Origin of the sequence: Paraburkholderia sp. CNPSo 3272, from assembly GCF_024206495.1 — a bacterium.
Lineage (GTDB): Bacteria > Pseudomonadota > Gammaproteobacteria > Burkholderiales > Burkholderiaceae > Paraburkholderia.
Genome location: NZ_JAMBPQ010000006.1, coordinates 194,814 through 209,991, shown reverse-complemented (window position 1 = coordinate 209,991; position 15,178 = coordinate 194,814). Strand labels below are relative to the sequence as shown.

13 protein-coding genes are annotated in these 15,178 nt (G+C 65.9%); 10 read left to right on the top strand and 3 right to left on the bottom strand.

Going from position 1 to position 15,178, the window contains the following annotated elements; translation table 11 throughout:
- Window positions 1-79 precede the first annotated feature (79 nt).
- The 6 genes from M3I53_RS10395 to M3I53_RS10370 all read left to right on the top strand — a co-directional run bounded on the left by M3I53_RS10395 (window position 80) and on the right by M3I53_RS10370 (window position 6,947).
- Window positions 80-1,099 (top strand): peptidoglycan DD-metalloendopeptidase family protein, encoded by a 1,020-nt coding sequence (locus M3I53_RS10395; protein ID WP_254315858.1) that lies wholly within the window; start codon window positions 80-82, stop codon window positions 1,097-1,099.
- 151 nt (window positions 1,100-1,250) lie between these two features.
- The gene (gene eat / locus M3I53_RS10390; RefSeq protein ID WP_254315857.1) at window positions 1,251-2,696 is read left to right on the top strand and encodes an ethanolamine permease; all 1,446 of its coding nucleotides are present in this window, start codon (window positions 1,251-1,253) and stop codon (window positions 2,694-2,696) included.
- 27 nt (window positions 2,697-2,723) lie between these two features.
- On the top strand, window positions 2,724-4,121 hold the full coding sequence (locus tag M3I53_RS10385) for an ethanolamine ammonia-lyase subunit EutB (protein WP_254315856.1): 1,398 nt from the start codon (window positions 2,724-2,726) through the stop codon (window positions 4,119-4,121).
- Window positions 4,118-4,918 carry an ethanolamine ammonia-lyase subunit EutC gene (eutC, locus tag M3I53_RS10380; protein WP_254315855.1) on the top strand — a complete coding sequence of 267 codons (801 nt, stop codon included), beginning with the start codon at window positions 4,118-4,120 and terminating at the stop codon, window positions 4,916-4,918. Before M3I53_RS10385 ends, eutC begins: the two co-directional genes overlap by 4 nt.
- Window positions 4,919-5,131: 213 nt before the next feature.
- Complete coding sequence (locus tag M3I53_RS10375) at window positions 5,132-6,148, top strand: helix-turn-helix domain-containing protein (protein WP_309249515.1); 1,017 nt, start codon at window positions 5,132-5,134, stop codon at window positions 6,146-6,148.
- 16 nt (window positions 6,149-6,164) lie between these two features.
- The gene (locus tag M3I53_RS10370) at window positions 6,165-6,947 is read left to right on the top strand and encodes an alpha/beta fold hydrolase (protein ID WP_254315854.1); all 783 of its coding nucleotides are present in this window, start codon (window positions 6,165-6,167) and stop codon (window positions 6,945-6,947) included.
- A gap of 15 nt (window positions 6,948-6,962) precedes the next feature.
- Here the strand turns inward: M3I53_RS10370 and M3I53_RS10365 are convergent, their stop codons facing one another.
- Complete coding sequence (locus M3I53_RS10365; RefSeq protein ID WP_254315853.1) at window positions 6,963-7,499, bottom strand: GNAT family N-acetyltransferase; 537 nt, start codon at window positions 7,497-7,499, stop codon at window positions 6,963-6,965.
- 16 nt (window positions 7,500-7,515) lie between these two features.
- Entirely contained in the window at window positions 7,516-8,088 is a 573-nt protein-coding gene (locus tag M3I53_RS10360; RefSeq protein ID WP_254315852.1) for a helix-turn-helix domain-containing protein, read from the bottom strand.
- Between the two features lie 253 nt (window positions 8,089-8,341).
- Here M3I53_RS10360 and M3I53_RS10355 point away from each other — a divergent pair, with 253 nt between their 5' ends.
- Genes M3I53_RS10355 through M3I53_RS10345 form a run of 3 tightly spaced genes read left to right on the top strand, consistent with a single transcriptional unit; the run spans window position 8,342 to window position 12,892 of the window.
- Window positions 8,342-10,885, top strand: coding sequence for an EAL domain-containing protein (locus M3I53_RS10355; RefSeq protein ID WP_254315851.1), 2,544 nt, complete (start codon window positions 8,342-8,344; stop codon window positions 10,883-10,885).
- A 48-nt stretch (window positions 10,886-10,933) separates the two neighbouring features.
- A complete protein-coding gene (locus M3I53_RS10350; RefSeq protein WP_254315850.1) occupies window positions 10,934-11,242 on the top strand; it encodes a hypothetical protein in 309 nt (102 codons plus the stop codon).
- Between the two features lie 15 nt (window positions 11,243-11,257).
- Window positions 11,258-12,892, top strand: coding sequence for a methyl-accepting chemotaxis protein (locus M3I53_RS10345; protein WP_254315849.1), 1,635 nt, complete (start codon window positions 11,258-11,260; stop codon window positions 12,890-12,892).
- A gap of 4 nt (window positions 12,893-12,896) precedes the next feature.
- On the opposite strand, the gene M3I53_RS10340 is transcribed toward M3I53_RS10345, so the two are convergent.
- Complete coding sequence (locus M3I53_RS10340) at window positions 12,897-13,640, bottom strand: FadR/GntR family transcriptional regulator (protein ID WP_254315848.1); 744 nt, start codon at window positions 13,638-13,640, stop codon at window positions 12,897-12,899.
- 389 nt (window positions 13,641-14,029) lie between these two features.
- Here M3I53_RS10340 and M3I53_RS10335 point away from each other — a divergent pair, with 389 nt between their 5' ends.
- Entirely contained in the window at window positions 14,030-15,157 is a 1,128-nt protein-coding gene (locus M3I53_RS10335) for a sugar ABC transporter substrate-binding protein (RefSeq protein WP_254315847.1), read from the top strand.
- Window positions 15,158-15,178 lie beyond the last annotated feature (21 nt).

Sequence of the window (15,178 nt, the reverse complement as noted above, 5' to 3'; positions counted from 1 at the left end):
CGCTCCGCAATCCGTCATTCGATTCATGGCTTTTCGTGCAATAGCGGCCTCCCCCAGCCTCGCGGGGAAACTCATCGTTGTGTCCGCAATCGGTTTGGCGAGCGCCGCGTGGCTCGCCCATCGACACGCGAACGTTGCCGCCGACGATCCGCTTGCCGACGCGGCGACGACGACGTCCGTGGTGCCGGCGCAAGATGCGGCGTCGCACGCAGCCGCCAGCGCGGCTCGCGCGAGCGAAAGCGCGCCGGCGTTTCGCGTGGAGACGGCCGTGGTCGAGCACAGCTTTTCCGAAGCGGCCCAGCGGCTCGGCGTGGATGCAGCGACGACGGCGAGACTGGCGCATGCCTTCTCGGGCCGGCTCGATTTCCGGCGCGATCTGCAACGCGGCAGCGAAATACGCTTTGTGTTCCGCAATGACACGAATGGCGCGACCGGCGCGAGCGAAGCAAAAGCTGCAAACGCCGAGAGCACTGCGAATGCCGGTGCGCCACAGATCACCGCGTCTTCAGACGACACGCCTGTCGCGATCCGCATCTCGAACGGCAACGTCTCGCACGATCTCTTTCTCTACCGGAACCTCGCGGGCAAGGCGTTCTACTATGGCGCCGACGGTCACGCTGCCGTGCCGTCGTTCTTGCGCTATCCCGTGAAGTTCACGCGCGTCTCTTCGCATTTCTCGCTGCATCGGCTCGATCCGGTCACGCATCGCGTGCAGCCGCACGAAGGTGTCGATTTCGCGGCGCCCGTCGGCACGCCCGTTCACGCGACCGCGCGCGGCACCGTGACGTTCGCTGGCTGGCAGACGGGCTACGGTAAGGTCGTGAAGCTCGAGAACTTCGGTCCGTACTCCACGACCTTCGCCCATCTTTCGCGCTTTGCGAAGCATTTGAAGGTCGGGCAGACGGTGAGCAAAGGTCAGGTGATCGGGTACGTGGGCGCGACGGGTTGGGCGACTGGGCCGCACCTGCACTATGAGGTGCACGTAGATCAGGTCGCACAGGATCCGCTGACCGTCGACCTTCCGCATCGCGACCCCTTGCAGGGCGAGGACAAGCAGCGCTTCGCCCAGCAGGTCGCGCTAATCGACCCGCTGCTTTAGGCGCACCGCGCGAAAGGCTGCCGCAAGGAAGCCCGCCGCAGCCACGATTTGCCGATTTTCGATAACACCGCGATTAATGACTCAATAGCATGGTTCCACTCAACCGTGGCGGCCAGGGCCGACCGCCCGGGCCACCTGGAGGGAGAAAACCATGCAAGGCGAGTCGAACGCACGCCCCGCTGCAGTGGGCACAACTGTTGGCACGACAGTTGGTACATCACCGGGCAAGCCGGGCGCGCCGGCGCTCAAACAAACGCTCGGCACGTGGCAGTTATGGGGCATCGCAGTCGGCCTCGTGATATCGGGCGAGTACTTCGGCTGGAGCTACGGCTGGGCCAGCGCCGGCACGCTCGGCTTCGTCGTCACGGCGCTGTTCGTAGCGGCGATGTACACCACGTTCATCTTCAGCTTCACCGAACTCACCACCTCCATTCCGCATGCGGGCGGGCCTTTCGCCTATGCCCGCCGTGCGTTCGGGCCGACCGGCGGGTATCTGGCGGGGGCGGCCACGCTCGTGGAATTCGTGTTCGCGCCGCCCGCCATCGCGCTCGCCATCGGCGCGTACCTGCATGTGCAGTTTCCCGGGCTCGAGCCCAAACACGCGGCCATGGGCGCGTATCTCGTGTTCATGGCGCTCAATATCGTGGGCGTGCAGATCGCCGCGACCTTCGAGCTGGTCGTCACGCTGCTCGCCATCTTTGAGTTGCTCGTCTTCATGGGCGTAGTGTCGCCGGGCTTCGCATGGTCCCACTTCACGAAGGGCGGCTGGTCGGGCAACGATCACTTTTCGCTGGGTTCGTTTCATGGCATGTTCGCCGCGATTCCCTTCGCCATCTGGTTTTTCCTCGCGATCGAAGGCGTCGCCATGGCTGCCGAGGAAGCGAAGAACCCGCGCCGCTCGATTCCCATCGCCTACGTGGCCGGCATTTTGACGCTCGTCGCGCTCGCCGTGGGCGTGATGGTTTTCGCGGGCGGCGCGGGCGACTGGACCACACTCGCCAATATCAACGATCCGCTGCCGCAAGCCATGAAGTTCATCGTGGGCGAGCACAGCGGCTGGATGCACATGCTCGTCTGGCTGGGGCTGTTCGGTCTCGTGGCCTCGTTTCACGGCATCATCCTCGGCTATTCGCGGCAGATCTTCGCGCTGGCCCGTGAAGGCTATCTGCCCGCGTGGCTCGCGAAAATCCATCCGCGCTTCAAGACGCCGTATCGCGCGATTCTCGCGGGTGGCGTGGTCGGTATCGCCGCGATCTATAGCGACGAGCTGATCCAGTTCGGCGGGCAGACGCTCACGGCCAACATCGTCACGATGTCGGTGTTCGGCGCGATCGTGATGTACATTGTCAGCATGGCGGCGCTCTTCAGGCTGCGCCGCGTGCAGCCGGCCATGGACCGGCCGTTTCGCGCGCCGCTGTACCCTTTTTTCCCGGCGTTCGCGCTCGTGGCCGCGCTTGTTTGCCTCGGCACGATGGTGTATTTCAATGCGCTGGTCGCGGGGGTGTTCGTGGTGTTTCTCGCGCTCGGCTACGCATATTTCCTTGCCACGCGCACGCAGCGCGATGTGGTGCCCGCCGAGGGGCTGCTCGAGGAGTGAGCCTCCAGTTTTGCAGGAGTCCAGCACATGAACATTACGGAGACGATCGGCGCGCGCACCTACCGCTTCGCGGACCTCAAGACGCTGCTCGCCAAAGCCAGCCCGCTGCGCTCCGGCGACCAGCTCGCGGGCGTGGCGGCGGCGAGCGAAGAGGAGCGCGTGGCCGCGAAAATGGCGCTCGCCGCGGTGCCGCTCAAGGCGTTTCTTTCCGAAGCGCTCGTGCCTTATGAAGACGACGAGGTCACGCGCCTGATCGTCGACGATCACGACGCAACCGCGTTCGCAGCCGTTGCGCACCTCACCGTGGGCGACTTTCGCGACTGGCTGCTCTCGGGCGCAGCAACGACCGAAGCGCTTGAACGCCTGGCGCTCGGCCTCACGCCCGAGATGGTCGCGGCGGTGTCGAAGCTCATGCGCAATCAGGACCTGATCGCCGTGGCGAGAAAGCGCCCCGTGGTCACGCGCTTTCGCAACACCGTGGGGCTGCCGGGCCGCATGTCGGTGCGGCTGCAGCCGAACCATCCCACCGACGACGTGAAGGGTATCGCCGCCTCGATGCTCGACGGCCTGATGTACGGCTGCGGCGACGCGATGATCGGCATCAATCCCGCCACGGACAGCCTGGCGGCCATCGTGAAGCTGCTCGCGATGATCGACGGGTTTCGCGAGCGCTACCGCGTGCCCACGCAGTCCTGTGTGCTCACGCACGTCACCAACACGATCGCGGCGATCGAAAAAGGCGCCCCTGTCGATCTTGTGTTCCAGTCGATCGCGGGCACGCAAAAGGCGAACGCGAGCTTCGGCATTTCGCTGGCGCTGTTGCAGGAGGCGCGCGAGGCGGCGCTCTCGCTCAAGCGCGGCACGGTCGGCAGCAACCTCATGTACTTCGAGACGGGGCAGGGCAGCGCGCTCTCGGCGAACGCGCACTACGGCGTGGACCAGCAAACCTGCGAGGTGCGCGCCTATGCGGTCGCGCGCAAGTTCGAGCCGTTTCTCGTCAATACGGTGGTCGGGTTCATCGGCCCTGAATATTTGTACGATGGAAAGCAGATCATCCGCGCGGGGCTCGAAGATCACTTCTGCGGCAAGCTGCTTGGCGTGCCCATGGGTTGCGACATCTGCTATACGAACCACGCCGAAGCCGACCAGGACGACATGGACACGCTGCTCACGCTGCTGGGCGCGGCCGGCATCAACTTCATCATGGGCATTCCGGGCGCCGACGACGTGATGCTCAACTACCAGAGCACCTCATTTCACGACGCGCTCTACGTGCGCGACCTGCTCGGCCTGCGTCGCGCGCCGGAGTTCGAGGAGTGGCTGGAGACCATGGAGATCGTCGACGCGAAAGGCGCGCTCCTGCCAGGCTCCGCGCGCGTGCCGCTGCTCGCGGGTGCGCATGAATGGATGGGGATCGACGCATGAGCGACGCCGTCGAAAAGAACCCATGGGGCGGTCTCAAGGCGTTCACGAACGCGCGCATCGCGCTCGGGCGCGCGGGCAACGGCCTGCCCACGGCGCCTCTGCTCGCGTTCAATCTCTCGCACGCGCAGGCGCGCGATGCCGTGCATCACCCGCTCGACGCCGAAGCCTTGCGGGGCACGCTCGAAGCCGAAGGCTTCAACACGCTCGGCGTGGAAAGCGCGGCGCCGGACCGGCAACATTATTTGCGCCGGCCGGACCTGGGGCGGCGCTTGTCGGAGGCGAGCCGGGCAGCATTGGCCGAAGCGGCGCGTTCGGCCACCGCAGCGCGCGAGGAGCCGCCCGAAGTCGTGTTCGTGATCGGCGACGGCCTTTCGGCAATCGCTGCCGCGAAACAGGCCGCGCCGCTGCTCCTCGCGGTGCGCGCGCGCCTGGCGGACTGGCGCATCGGCCCGGTGGTGGTCGCGCGCCAGGCGCGCGTGGCGCTCGGCGACGAGATCGGCGAGCTGCTGGGGGCGAAACTCCTGGCGATGCTGATCGGCGAGCGGCCCGGGCTCAGCTCGCCGGACAGCCTCGGCGTCTATCTCACCTACGCGCCGAAGGTGGGCTGCCATGACGCGCAGCGCAACTGTATTTCGAACGTGCGTCCTGAAGGGCTGCCGTATGATGCGGCCGCGCACAAGCTCCATTACCTTCTCACGCACGCGCGGCGGCTTGGGCTGACCGGCGTAGGACTGAAGGACGATAGTGACGCGACGCTGCCAGGCGTCGCGGCGGCTGGGCAGATCGCGTCTGAGTGAGGGGCCACGCGCGCGGGCTGGGACTGCATCCGCCCGGCGACGCACAGCGCCGGTGCCGCCGCCTGTGCAGCGATTGAGCACCCCTCTTACCGCCATTGCGCCGTCGTGGAGCAGCGCGGCGTGCGGCGTCGCCATTGCGCATACCGTTCCCGCTGGCCCGACTCTTGCGTCAATCGACGATCGATCGAAGCAAGGGCGTACTAGGAGGCAGCCATGAACAAAAGGGCGGAGCGAACCGTAGCCACGGCCGGGCAGGCGCAATGCAACGCGCCTGGCGCCCGCACGGTCGTTAGCGTGGCTCACGACGCCGACGAGCAGGCGCGCAGCCTCGTGGGCTGGCGGCAGACTTACGACCAGCTCGCGGCGGGCCGCTTTGTCGGCACGCTCACGGAGTTGCCGCTCGACACCATGAAGGTGTTTCGCGAGACCACGAGCCACACGCTGCGCCAGGCGTGCGAGGTGCGCGGCGACGCCTGGTGGTTCGGCATACCGGTCGCGCGCGAGGGCGAGGCGCGCATCGACGCGCAGCCCTTTGGCGCGCAGGCGCTTGCGCTGCGCCCCGGCAACGTCGAATTCGAGCTGCTCACGCCGGCGCAATTCTCGATCTACGGCGTGGTCGTGCGCGGCGACGTGCTGCGCCACTATGCGGCCGCGGTCGAACACACGGCGCTCGAGGAACGCCTCCCGGCTGCGCCTGTCGCGCAGGCTGGCGCGGCGAGCATCGAACGTCTTTGCGCGCGGCTCGCGAGGTGCCTCGACGACGGCGGCGACGTGCATGAAAACGTCCCGCACGCTCCGCTTTCGGACGCCGAGCGCCATGCATTGCAGGCGGAGGTGCTCGCCGCGCTATTCGACGCCTGCGCGGGCAGCGAGGATACGGTTGTCGAGCCCGCATCGCGACGCCGCTGGATCGTTGCGCAGGCCCGCGACTACGTGCTCGCGCATCGCGCGCGGCCGGTCGGCGTGCCGGAGCTTTGCGAGCAGCTGCACGTGAGCCGGCGTACGCTCCAGCACTGCTTCCAGGACGTGCTTGGCATGGCGCCCGCAACCTACCTGCGCGCGCTGCGCCTGAACGGCGCCCGGCGCGACCTGTGCGGGCGCGCGGCGGGTTCGGTGCAGGACGTTGCGGCTGCGTGGGGCTTCTGGCATCTGAGCCAGTTCGCCGCCGATTACCGGCGCATGTTCGGCATGCGGCCTTCCGAGGCGTTGCGCGCGGTGGCAGCGCCCTGAATTCCCGGACAAGAGAATGAATTCATTCGCGACAGATGACAGAGGGAACGCTCTGCGCTACCTGGATTTATATTCCGGCACGAACCCTTCCGAACCGCTCCTGCTCGTTCATGGATTGGGTTGTGCGTCCAGCAGCGATTACCCACCGGTAGTGAGCTCAGATTCATACACGAAACGCCGATCGCTCGTCATCGATCTCATGGGAGCGGGGTTCAGCGACAAGCCGGAGGACGGGAAATATACTTCGGATGACCAGGCGAATGTGCTCTCAGATCTTGTAGCCAGCGAGCACTTCACGCAGGTGAATCTCTTCGGCCATAGCGCCGGCGCGTTCATTGCAGTGAAGCTCGCAAAACGCCTGCCAATCCATGTGAGTAGCGTGATTTTATGTGCGCCGGGCCTGAGCGACTACGGCAAAGCGATGTTGTCGGAAATCACGTCGATGACCGAAGCGCAATTCGTCGCCGAAGGGTATTCGCAGCTTCTGGCGCGGTTGAAAGCCGCCGGCGGCAACGACGCCTGGCTGGGTCCGTTTGCCGTCGCATCGCCTCATGCCATCTACCAATGGGCAAGATCCGCACTGGACGATAACGCGCAAAACTGGCTCGACGATCTCGCCAGGCTGAATTCGTCAAAAGCGGTGATTCTGCCGGATACGGCCGCGAGTGACGAAATTATCCAATTCGAGCAAGCCGGCTGCAGCGTCGAACTCGTTGCCAACACCGAGCACATGATGGCTTACGACAATCCGGATGGCCTCGCGCTCGCCATCAGCAATATTCTCGAACGAGGCGCTTGAGGAACCGGCTGCGCCTCACCGGCTCACCAGTTGCTTGTGATAGAACGTGGTGCCGCATAATGCGCCGTCCGGCATCAGCGCGTAATTAGGCACGACGCCCACACGCTGCCATCCCGCGCGCACATAGAGCCGCTCGGCCGCGCCGCCAGTCACGGTGTCGAGCACGAGCACCGATTTTCCGGCTTGCCTTGCCGCCTCGTCGATCGCGAGCATGAGGCGCAGCCCCACACCTCGTCCGCGCGCGGCGCGGTGCACGAGAACCTTGGCGACATCGGCGCGATGCGGCTGGTTTTCCGGCTGCGCAGTCACGAGCTGCGCCGTACCCACAATGCGCTGCTGCGCGTCTTCGACCGCGAGCAGAATACGTTCGCCGCGCGCCACGTCTTGCGCCACCCCGTGCCAGAACGCGAGCGCCGTCTCGCGCGCAATCGGCAGCATGAAGCTCACCGAGGCGCCGCCTTCCACGCAGTCGATAAGTACGTCCGCAAGCGCCGGTGCGCAGGCCTGCGCCTGTTCGGCGGTAAGGCGGCGTACGTTGAGGGCTTCGCTCATGTGAATGTGAACCCGGTTAGTTAGTGGTCCTGCAGAGTGCGACGATATAGCGCGCCGGCTCGTTGGTGGGATTGCGATAGACGATGGGGCAGTCCAGGCGCATCGCGAGGCAGTCGCCGGTTTCGAGCCTCCACACGCGATCGCCGACCGTCATCTCCATCGCGCCTTTCATCACCCAGACCTGTTGATGAATCACCGCGTCACGCAGGCTCGTGTCGTAGGCCACGCGCTGGCCGGGCGGAAAATGCACCTCCACGAGCTGGATCGGCGACCATGCGGGCGGCGAAAGATTGCGCCGCACGTAGCCCGACTCGGGATCGGTCCAGACTGCTTGATCGCGGGCCGTGGCGTGCGGCGAAGGGGCTTGCCGCGCGTCGTCGCCGGGCGCCTCGAAGAGCGAGGCGAGCGAGACGCCGAGCGCCGTGGCGAGCTTGTCGAGCACGACGGCCGTGGGGCTGCTTTGCCCGCGTTCGATGAGCGAGATGTTCGAGCGGCTCACTGAACTGCGCTCGGCCAGCGCTTCGAGCGACCAGCCTTTGGCGTCGCGCAGATCGCGCAGGCGGCGGGCGATGTTGGCGTGGATATCCATGTCGTCCAGTTTAATGGAATTATTCGTCCAGTAAACTAGATTGTGCGATTGCACAGATAAAAGTTCATGCGCATCAAGTTTGTCGTAGGCGTGCGACAGATGATGCCGCCCTGATATTTCGAATAATCGAGACGCAAACGTTTGCGTCATCCCGGGCGGTCAAAACCTTGATTTTCGTCAATTGTCCGCCTCCCGCCCGCTGTTAGTTTGCCGCTATCTCATAAAGACATCGCCGTGCGGTTCGGGACGCAACATGCAACACCACACGCTGGACCTTGAAATCGGGCAGCTACTTTCGGGGCCGCCGCTTGCCTGCGGGCCCGACGTGCCGATACGCGAAGCGGCGCGCATGATGAGCGAGCGGCGCTATAGCGCCATCGTGATTACCGAAATGGGGCGGCCCGTCGGCATCTGGACCGAGCACGACGCGCTTGCGCTGGGCGAAGACGCCGCCGCGCTCGCATTGCCCATCCGCCATGCGATGAGCCATCCGGTGCGCGCGCTGCCTGCTAGCACGCGCCTGCGCGACGCCGCCCTGCGCTTCAAGCGTGACGGCATCCGCCATTGTCTCGTGGTCGATCAGGCGGGCCGCTCGCTCGGCATCGTCACGCAAACCGACCTGGTCATGAACCAGGGGCTCGAGTGCTTTCTGCGGCTGAAGACGGTCGGCTCGGTCAACGCGGCGATGCCGCTCGTGGTCGACGCACGCATGTCCATGCACGAGGCTATGCAACGCATGCGTGCACGGCGTCTGAGCGCGCTCGTCGTGAGCTATCCCGAAGGCGATTTCGGCATCGTGACCGAGCGCGACGTAGTGCGCCTCGCTGCCGACGGCGCGCTCGACGGCAGGGTCGGCGCGCGCGCGAGCCGGCCGCTGCGCTCGCTCGCGCATTCGCAAAGCCTCTATGCGGCGCGTCAGTATCTCCTCGAGCACCGCATGCGCCACGTTGGCGTGATCGGCGAAGACGGGACTCTCGCGGGCTTGCTCGACCTCTCGCATATCCTGCACGACATCGAAGACGGCTTCGTGCGCGAGCTGCAAATGGCGCTGCGCGAGCGCGACGACGCGCTGCTCGCCTCGCGCGCGAACCTGCGCCTTGCCGACCAGGTGGTGGAATCGACGCTCGATGGTGTGATGATCACCGACCTCGATGGCACCATCGAGCGCGTGAATCCCGCTTTTACGCGGCTCACGGGCTATACGGAGCACGAGGCGCTAGGGCGCAATGCGAGCCTGCTCAACTCGGGCCGCCAGGGCCCGGCGTTCTACAGCGCGCTCTGGCGCAGCCTGCAGCAGAACGGCCACTGGAAGGGCGAAATCTGGAACCGCCGCAAGGACGGTGCGCTTTACCTGGAATACCTGACGATTTCCAGCATCTGCGACCCGAGCGGCCGCTGCACGCATTACGCCGCGATCTTCGCGGACATCACGCAGCGCCGCGAGACCGAGGAGCGCCTGAGCTACCTCGCGACGCACGATGCCTTGACGGGCCTGCCCAATCGCACGCTCTTCACCGAGCGCCTCACGCTTTCGCTCGCGCGCGCACGCCGCTCGGGCAAGCGCGTGGCGGTGATGTTCCTCGACCTCGACCGCTTCAAGCTCATCAACGACACGCTGGGCCACGGCGTGGGCGACGAGGCGCTCACCGTGATCGCCTCGCGTCTGCGCGAAGCCGTGCGCGAGACCGATACGGTGGCGCGTCTCGGTGGCGACGAGTTCACGCTGCTGATCGAGGATATCGAAGACATTCGCCACGTCGGGCAGATCGCCCAGGGCCTGCTCGCGCGCGTGGGCGCCGCGATGCACATCGGCGAGCAATTGCTGTTCGTCACGCCGAGCATCGGCATCAGCATGTATCCGGACGACGCTCACGATCCGCGGCAACTGCTCATGCAGGCCGACCGGGCGATGTACGAGGCCAAGGACGCCGGGAAGAACAACTTCCGCTTCTTCGCCACGCCGATGACGTCTTCGGCCATGGAGCGCATCGTGCTCGAAAGCGAGTTGCACCACGCGCTCGAGGCGGGCGAACTCGTGCTCCACTATCAGCCCGAGTTCGATGTGGCGAGCGGGGCGCTCGTCAATATCGAGGCGCTCGTGCGCTGGCAGCACCCGCGCCGCGGCCTCGTGCCGCCCGACCAGTTCATTCCGATTGCCGAGGAATCCTCATTGATGGTTCCACTCGGCGCGTGGGTGTTGCGCGAGGCCTGCCGGCAGGCGCGCGAATGGCTGGACGAGGGCTTCGACTTAGGCCGCATCAGCGTGAATCTTTCGGCGCGGCAATGTCTGCACGACGGCTTTCTCCATCAGCTCACGACCATACTCAGCGAAACGGGACTGCCAGCCGCGCGCCTGCAGCTCGAACTCGTGGAGAGCATGGCGATGACGTCGGGCCGGGGGGGCATCGAAGCGTTGCTGCAGGAGCTTGCCGCGCGCGGCATCAGCCTCGCGATCGACGACTTTGGCACCGGCTATTCATCGTTCAAGTATCTGCAGTCCTTACCGGTCGACACGCTCAAGGTGGACCGCTCGTTCCTCGCGGACATGGCCGAGCCGGGGGCGGGGATGTCGCCGCGTGTGAAGAAAAGCGCCGCGCGAGACCGCTCGATCGTGCGCGCGATCGTCGCGATGGCGCGCACGCTCGGCGTCACGGTGGTGGCCGAGGGCGTCGAAACGCCGCGGCAACTCGAGTTCCTGCGCGAGATCGGCTGCGACCGCGCACAAGGTTTCCTGCTGGCGCGTCCCGCGCCGGCTGAATTGATGCCGCGCGCGCTCGAGGCGTGCGTGGCTGGCTGAAGGCTGCTTTTCCTTTTTCCCCTTTAGCCGAAGTATCTGGAGAATCCCGTGAGCACCAGTGACGAGATGTTGTTGAACTCGATGACCGCGCTAGTGAACGCGCATGGCAAGGCCATCTCGCGCTTTGGCGCGAGTGTGGTGGTGATGACGAAGTTCGTCGAAGCGGTGCTGCCGCAACTGTCCACGGCACAGATCGAACGCGCGATCCTCGCGTTTCGCGCGCAGCTTGGCGAAGCGATGGCCGTGGCCGACGACGTGTTGTTGCCCGGCGAATACCGCGCCACGCTGATCGAACAGGCAAACATGCTGCTGACCCGGCTGGGCGGCGATGCAGTGCCAACCACGTTGAGGCCCTGAAGCGGGAATAAGGTAATGCGTAATCTGACGATTCGAAAAGGGCTGCTGATCGTGCTTTGTACGTTTTCGGCGATGCTTGTGGTGGGTGCAGCGGTAGGTGTCCTGATGATCGGCCGCGCCGACGACTCGGCGCGTTTCATCCACGAAGTTGCGCGCCAGGACGCGCTCGCGCTCGCCTTGCGGGAGGACGCGGCGCTTGCGCAAACGGCACTGGCTCGTGCCTATCAGGCCGAGAAGGAGAAAGGCGCCGCCGAGGCGCAACAGCGCGCGCAGCAGGAAGCACGCGATCTCCTCGATCAGGCCGCGAAGCACGGCACCGCGCTGCGCGAGAGCACACCGTTCGATGCCGATGCGGCCCAGCAGCGCGATGCGTTGCTCGGCGCGTGGAGCGCGCTCGGCCAGGCGCTGCAGCGCGCGGCCACTGCGCTCGAATCCGGCGATACGGCAACCTATGCCACGCTGGCCGCCGGGGATGTCGCCAATGCGAATACGCAGTTTTCAGCGAGCGTGGCCGCACTGCGCGCGAACGCCGATGCCGCCACGCGCGCGACGCTCGACCAGACCGGGCGCGAGCACAACTGGGTGATGGCGATGGTGGCGGTGGGTTTGCTGGGTGCGCTGGCGCTCGTCGTTGCAACCCATATCGCGCTGCGCCGCCTCGTGACGGCACCGCTCAAAGAGGCGGTGGAAGTGCTCAACCAGATCGCAGCGAACGATCTTTCGGTCCACATCGAAGGCGGCGGGCGCAACGAAATCGGTCAGTTGCTCGGCGCGATGCGGCGCATGCAGGGCGGCCTGAGCCACACGGTGCGCAGCGTGCGATCGAGCTGCGATGCAATCAACACGGGCGCACGCGAAATCGCGGCCGGCAATCTCGATCTGTCGAGCCGCACGGAACAGCAGTCTGCGTCGCTCGAGCAGACGGCGTCGAGCATGGAGCAGCTCACGTCGAGCGTGCGTCAGAACGCGCAGCATGCGAACGCTGCGAGTGCGCTCGCCACAGGGGCGGCCGACGTTGCGCAGCGCGGCGGACGTGTGGTCGAGCAGGTGATCGACACGATGGAGGAGATCAGCCGCAGCTCGGGCAAGATCGCGGACATCACGGGCATCATCGACGGCATTGCGTTTCAGACCAATATTCTCGCGCTCAACGCTTCGGTCGAGGCCGCGCGTGCGGGCGAGCAGGGGCGCGGCTTCGCCGTCGTCGCGGGCGAGGTGCGTATGCTCGCGCAGCGCAGCGCCTCCGCGGCGCGCGAGATCAAGTCGCTGATCGACGCCTCGGTGCACGACGTGCGCAACGGCCGCTCGCTCGTCGGCGAGGCGGGCGCGACGATGGCCGAGATCGTCGCTTCGGTGGACAAGGTGTCGGGCCTCATGAAGGAGATCGCCTCGGCTACTGTGGAGCAGAGCGCCGGCATCGAGCAGGTCGAGACCGCGGTGAGCCAGATGGATCAGGTCACGCAGCAGAACGCGGCGCTCGTGGAACAGGCAGCGGCTGCCGCCGAGTCGCTCGAGCAGCAGGCGAGCCAGATGGCCGAGGCCGTGGCGACGTTCCGCGTGAGCGAGACGGCGGACACGCTGCCCGTGACGCCGCCCGTCACACCGTTGGCGGTTGCGCACGAGGAAAGCGCGCTGCCTGCGGCGGCATAAGCGGCTAACGCCAGGCCTGCGTGAATTCGCCGATCACGCGTGCGAGATGCGCCTGCATCGCCGCACGCGCGGCCTCTGCGTCGCGCGCCATGATGGCCGAAAAAATGCGCTGATGATCTTCCTGCGAAGCCGCGCGTAACGCGGGCGTATGGAAGTGCTCCTCGATCTTTTTCCACAACGGGTCGGCGCGAGAGTTGTCCCACATCGCGCTCACCACCTGCCGCAGCATGTCGTTTCCAGTCGCACCCGCGATCGCCAGATGGAACTCTCGGTCGGCGGCCTCGTACGCGGCCTTGTCGTCCATGTTTTCGCGCATCGCGCGCAACGCGGCGAATAGGCGGTCGAGGTCCGAATCCTTGCGTTCGGTCGCGGCGAGCGCCGCGATCCCGCTCTCGATCACTTCGCGCGCGCGCAGCGTCTCGATCGGTCCCGGCCCGCGCGGCAGTTCGAACGCGATGGCGCGCGCCTCCTGCGCGTCGGCCACATAGATGCCCGACCCCACGCGCACCTCGACCACGCCCTGCACTTCGAGCGCGATGATCGCCTCTCTCACCTGTGTGCGGCTCACGCCGAAACGCTCGGCGAGCGTGCGCTCCGAGGGCAGGCGGGCGCGAGGCGCGCCCGGCGCGCGCCCGACGTCGCCTGCCGCGATCAGGTCGTAGATCTGTTTCGCGAGGCCGACGTAGGAGCGGTCGGTTGCGTCCGCATCGGCGGCACGACCGGTTGGCGTGTGCGAAAGATCGGCCATCCAGGATTCTCGAAAGCGTCGAAGCCGCCGGGCGGCGGTTGAAGTTCGCAGAATGGTACACCAGTTGCCGCGCCGCCAAGCTTACGGATGGCGCGGGTTTCCGCCCGATTGCCGGCCAATCGGGCCTGCGCCGGGTCCAGTGGTAAACCACTATCGCGCGCGGATTGGTATGCCAGTACTGTCAAACGGGGAGGCGTTCACGCATGCCCGTCGTTTTGCTTCGAGGGGACGCCTTTGAAGAGGTCATTGCGCTGGTCCGGCGCATCCGGTCCAGTCCCGCTGCAGCACATCCAGCAAGATTCCCTGCGTCACGCACACGGTGTCGGCCATTCCCGACGACCCCGGTGTGCCGGCAATCAGTAAGTTCTATCCGACAAAAAGGAGACAACATGCTTTCAGGAATCCACGTGCTTCGAGCGGCGGCGACCGCGGCTATGGCGTTGTGCGCGAGCGCGGCATTCGCGCAGGCATCGATCGTTTCCGGTCCGTCCAGCGACCCCACCTGCATGGTCCCCTGGAAGACCGACACGAAATTCATCAAGTATCCGAAGAAGAGCGGGCCGTATCGCGTTGCGCTCGTGAACGGCTACATCGCCAACACCTGGCGCATCCAGATGATCAAGACGGCCAAGGCCTATACGGCGGAACCGGCCGTCGCCGCCAAGCTCAAGGAGTTCAAGGTCGTCTCGACGGGCGAGGACGTGCCCGCGCAGATCTCGGCCGTCAACAACTTCATCGACGCCGGCTACGACGCGATCATCGTCGACGCGCAGAATCCCGCCTCGTTCGGACCCGCGATCCGCCGCGCGAAGAAGGCCGGCGTCGTCTTGGTCGCGTTCGACAATACGCTCGACAGCGAAGACGCGATCAACGTGGACGTCGACCAGTACGGGCTCGGCGTGCTGTGGGCCAAGTGGCTCGCGACTCATGTGCCCAACGGCGGCAAGGTGCTGGAAGTCCGCGGCGTGGCCGGCACCTCGGTCGACACGGACCGCCACAACGGCTTCACGAAGACGCTCGACGAGACCGGCAAGAAGTGGAACGTCGTGCAGGTCTACGGCAAGTGGGACGACGCGGTCGCGCAGAAGGCCACCGCCGACGCCATCGCCGTGCAGGGCCATTTCGACGGCATTTCGGCGCAGGGCGGCGACACGGGGGTGGTGCGCGCGATGATCGATGCGAAACATCCGTTCGTGCCGTTCGGCGGCGAGACGGAGAACGGCTTTCGCAAGTTCTGCGCGCAGTACGGCGCCCAGGGTCTGAAGTGCACGTCGGCGGGCACCGGTCCCGCGCAGGTGGCCGTGGCGATCAAGACGGCGCTCGCGGCGCTCGATGGACAGACCATTCCCGTGGCGATCAAGCTGCCGCTGGACGTCACCGACGATTCGATGCTGAAGGCGGGCACCAACTATTTCCCGAACGAGTCGGACAACTTCTTCGTGGGCAACTCGTTTCCCACTTGCGGCATCAACTTCTCCGCTCAGGCAATCATGAAGCAGAGCCAGGGCAACCAGTGACCGCGTGATTGCCGCGTGACG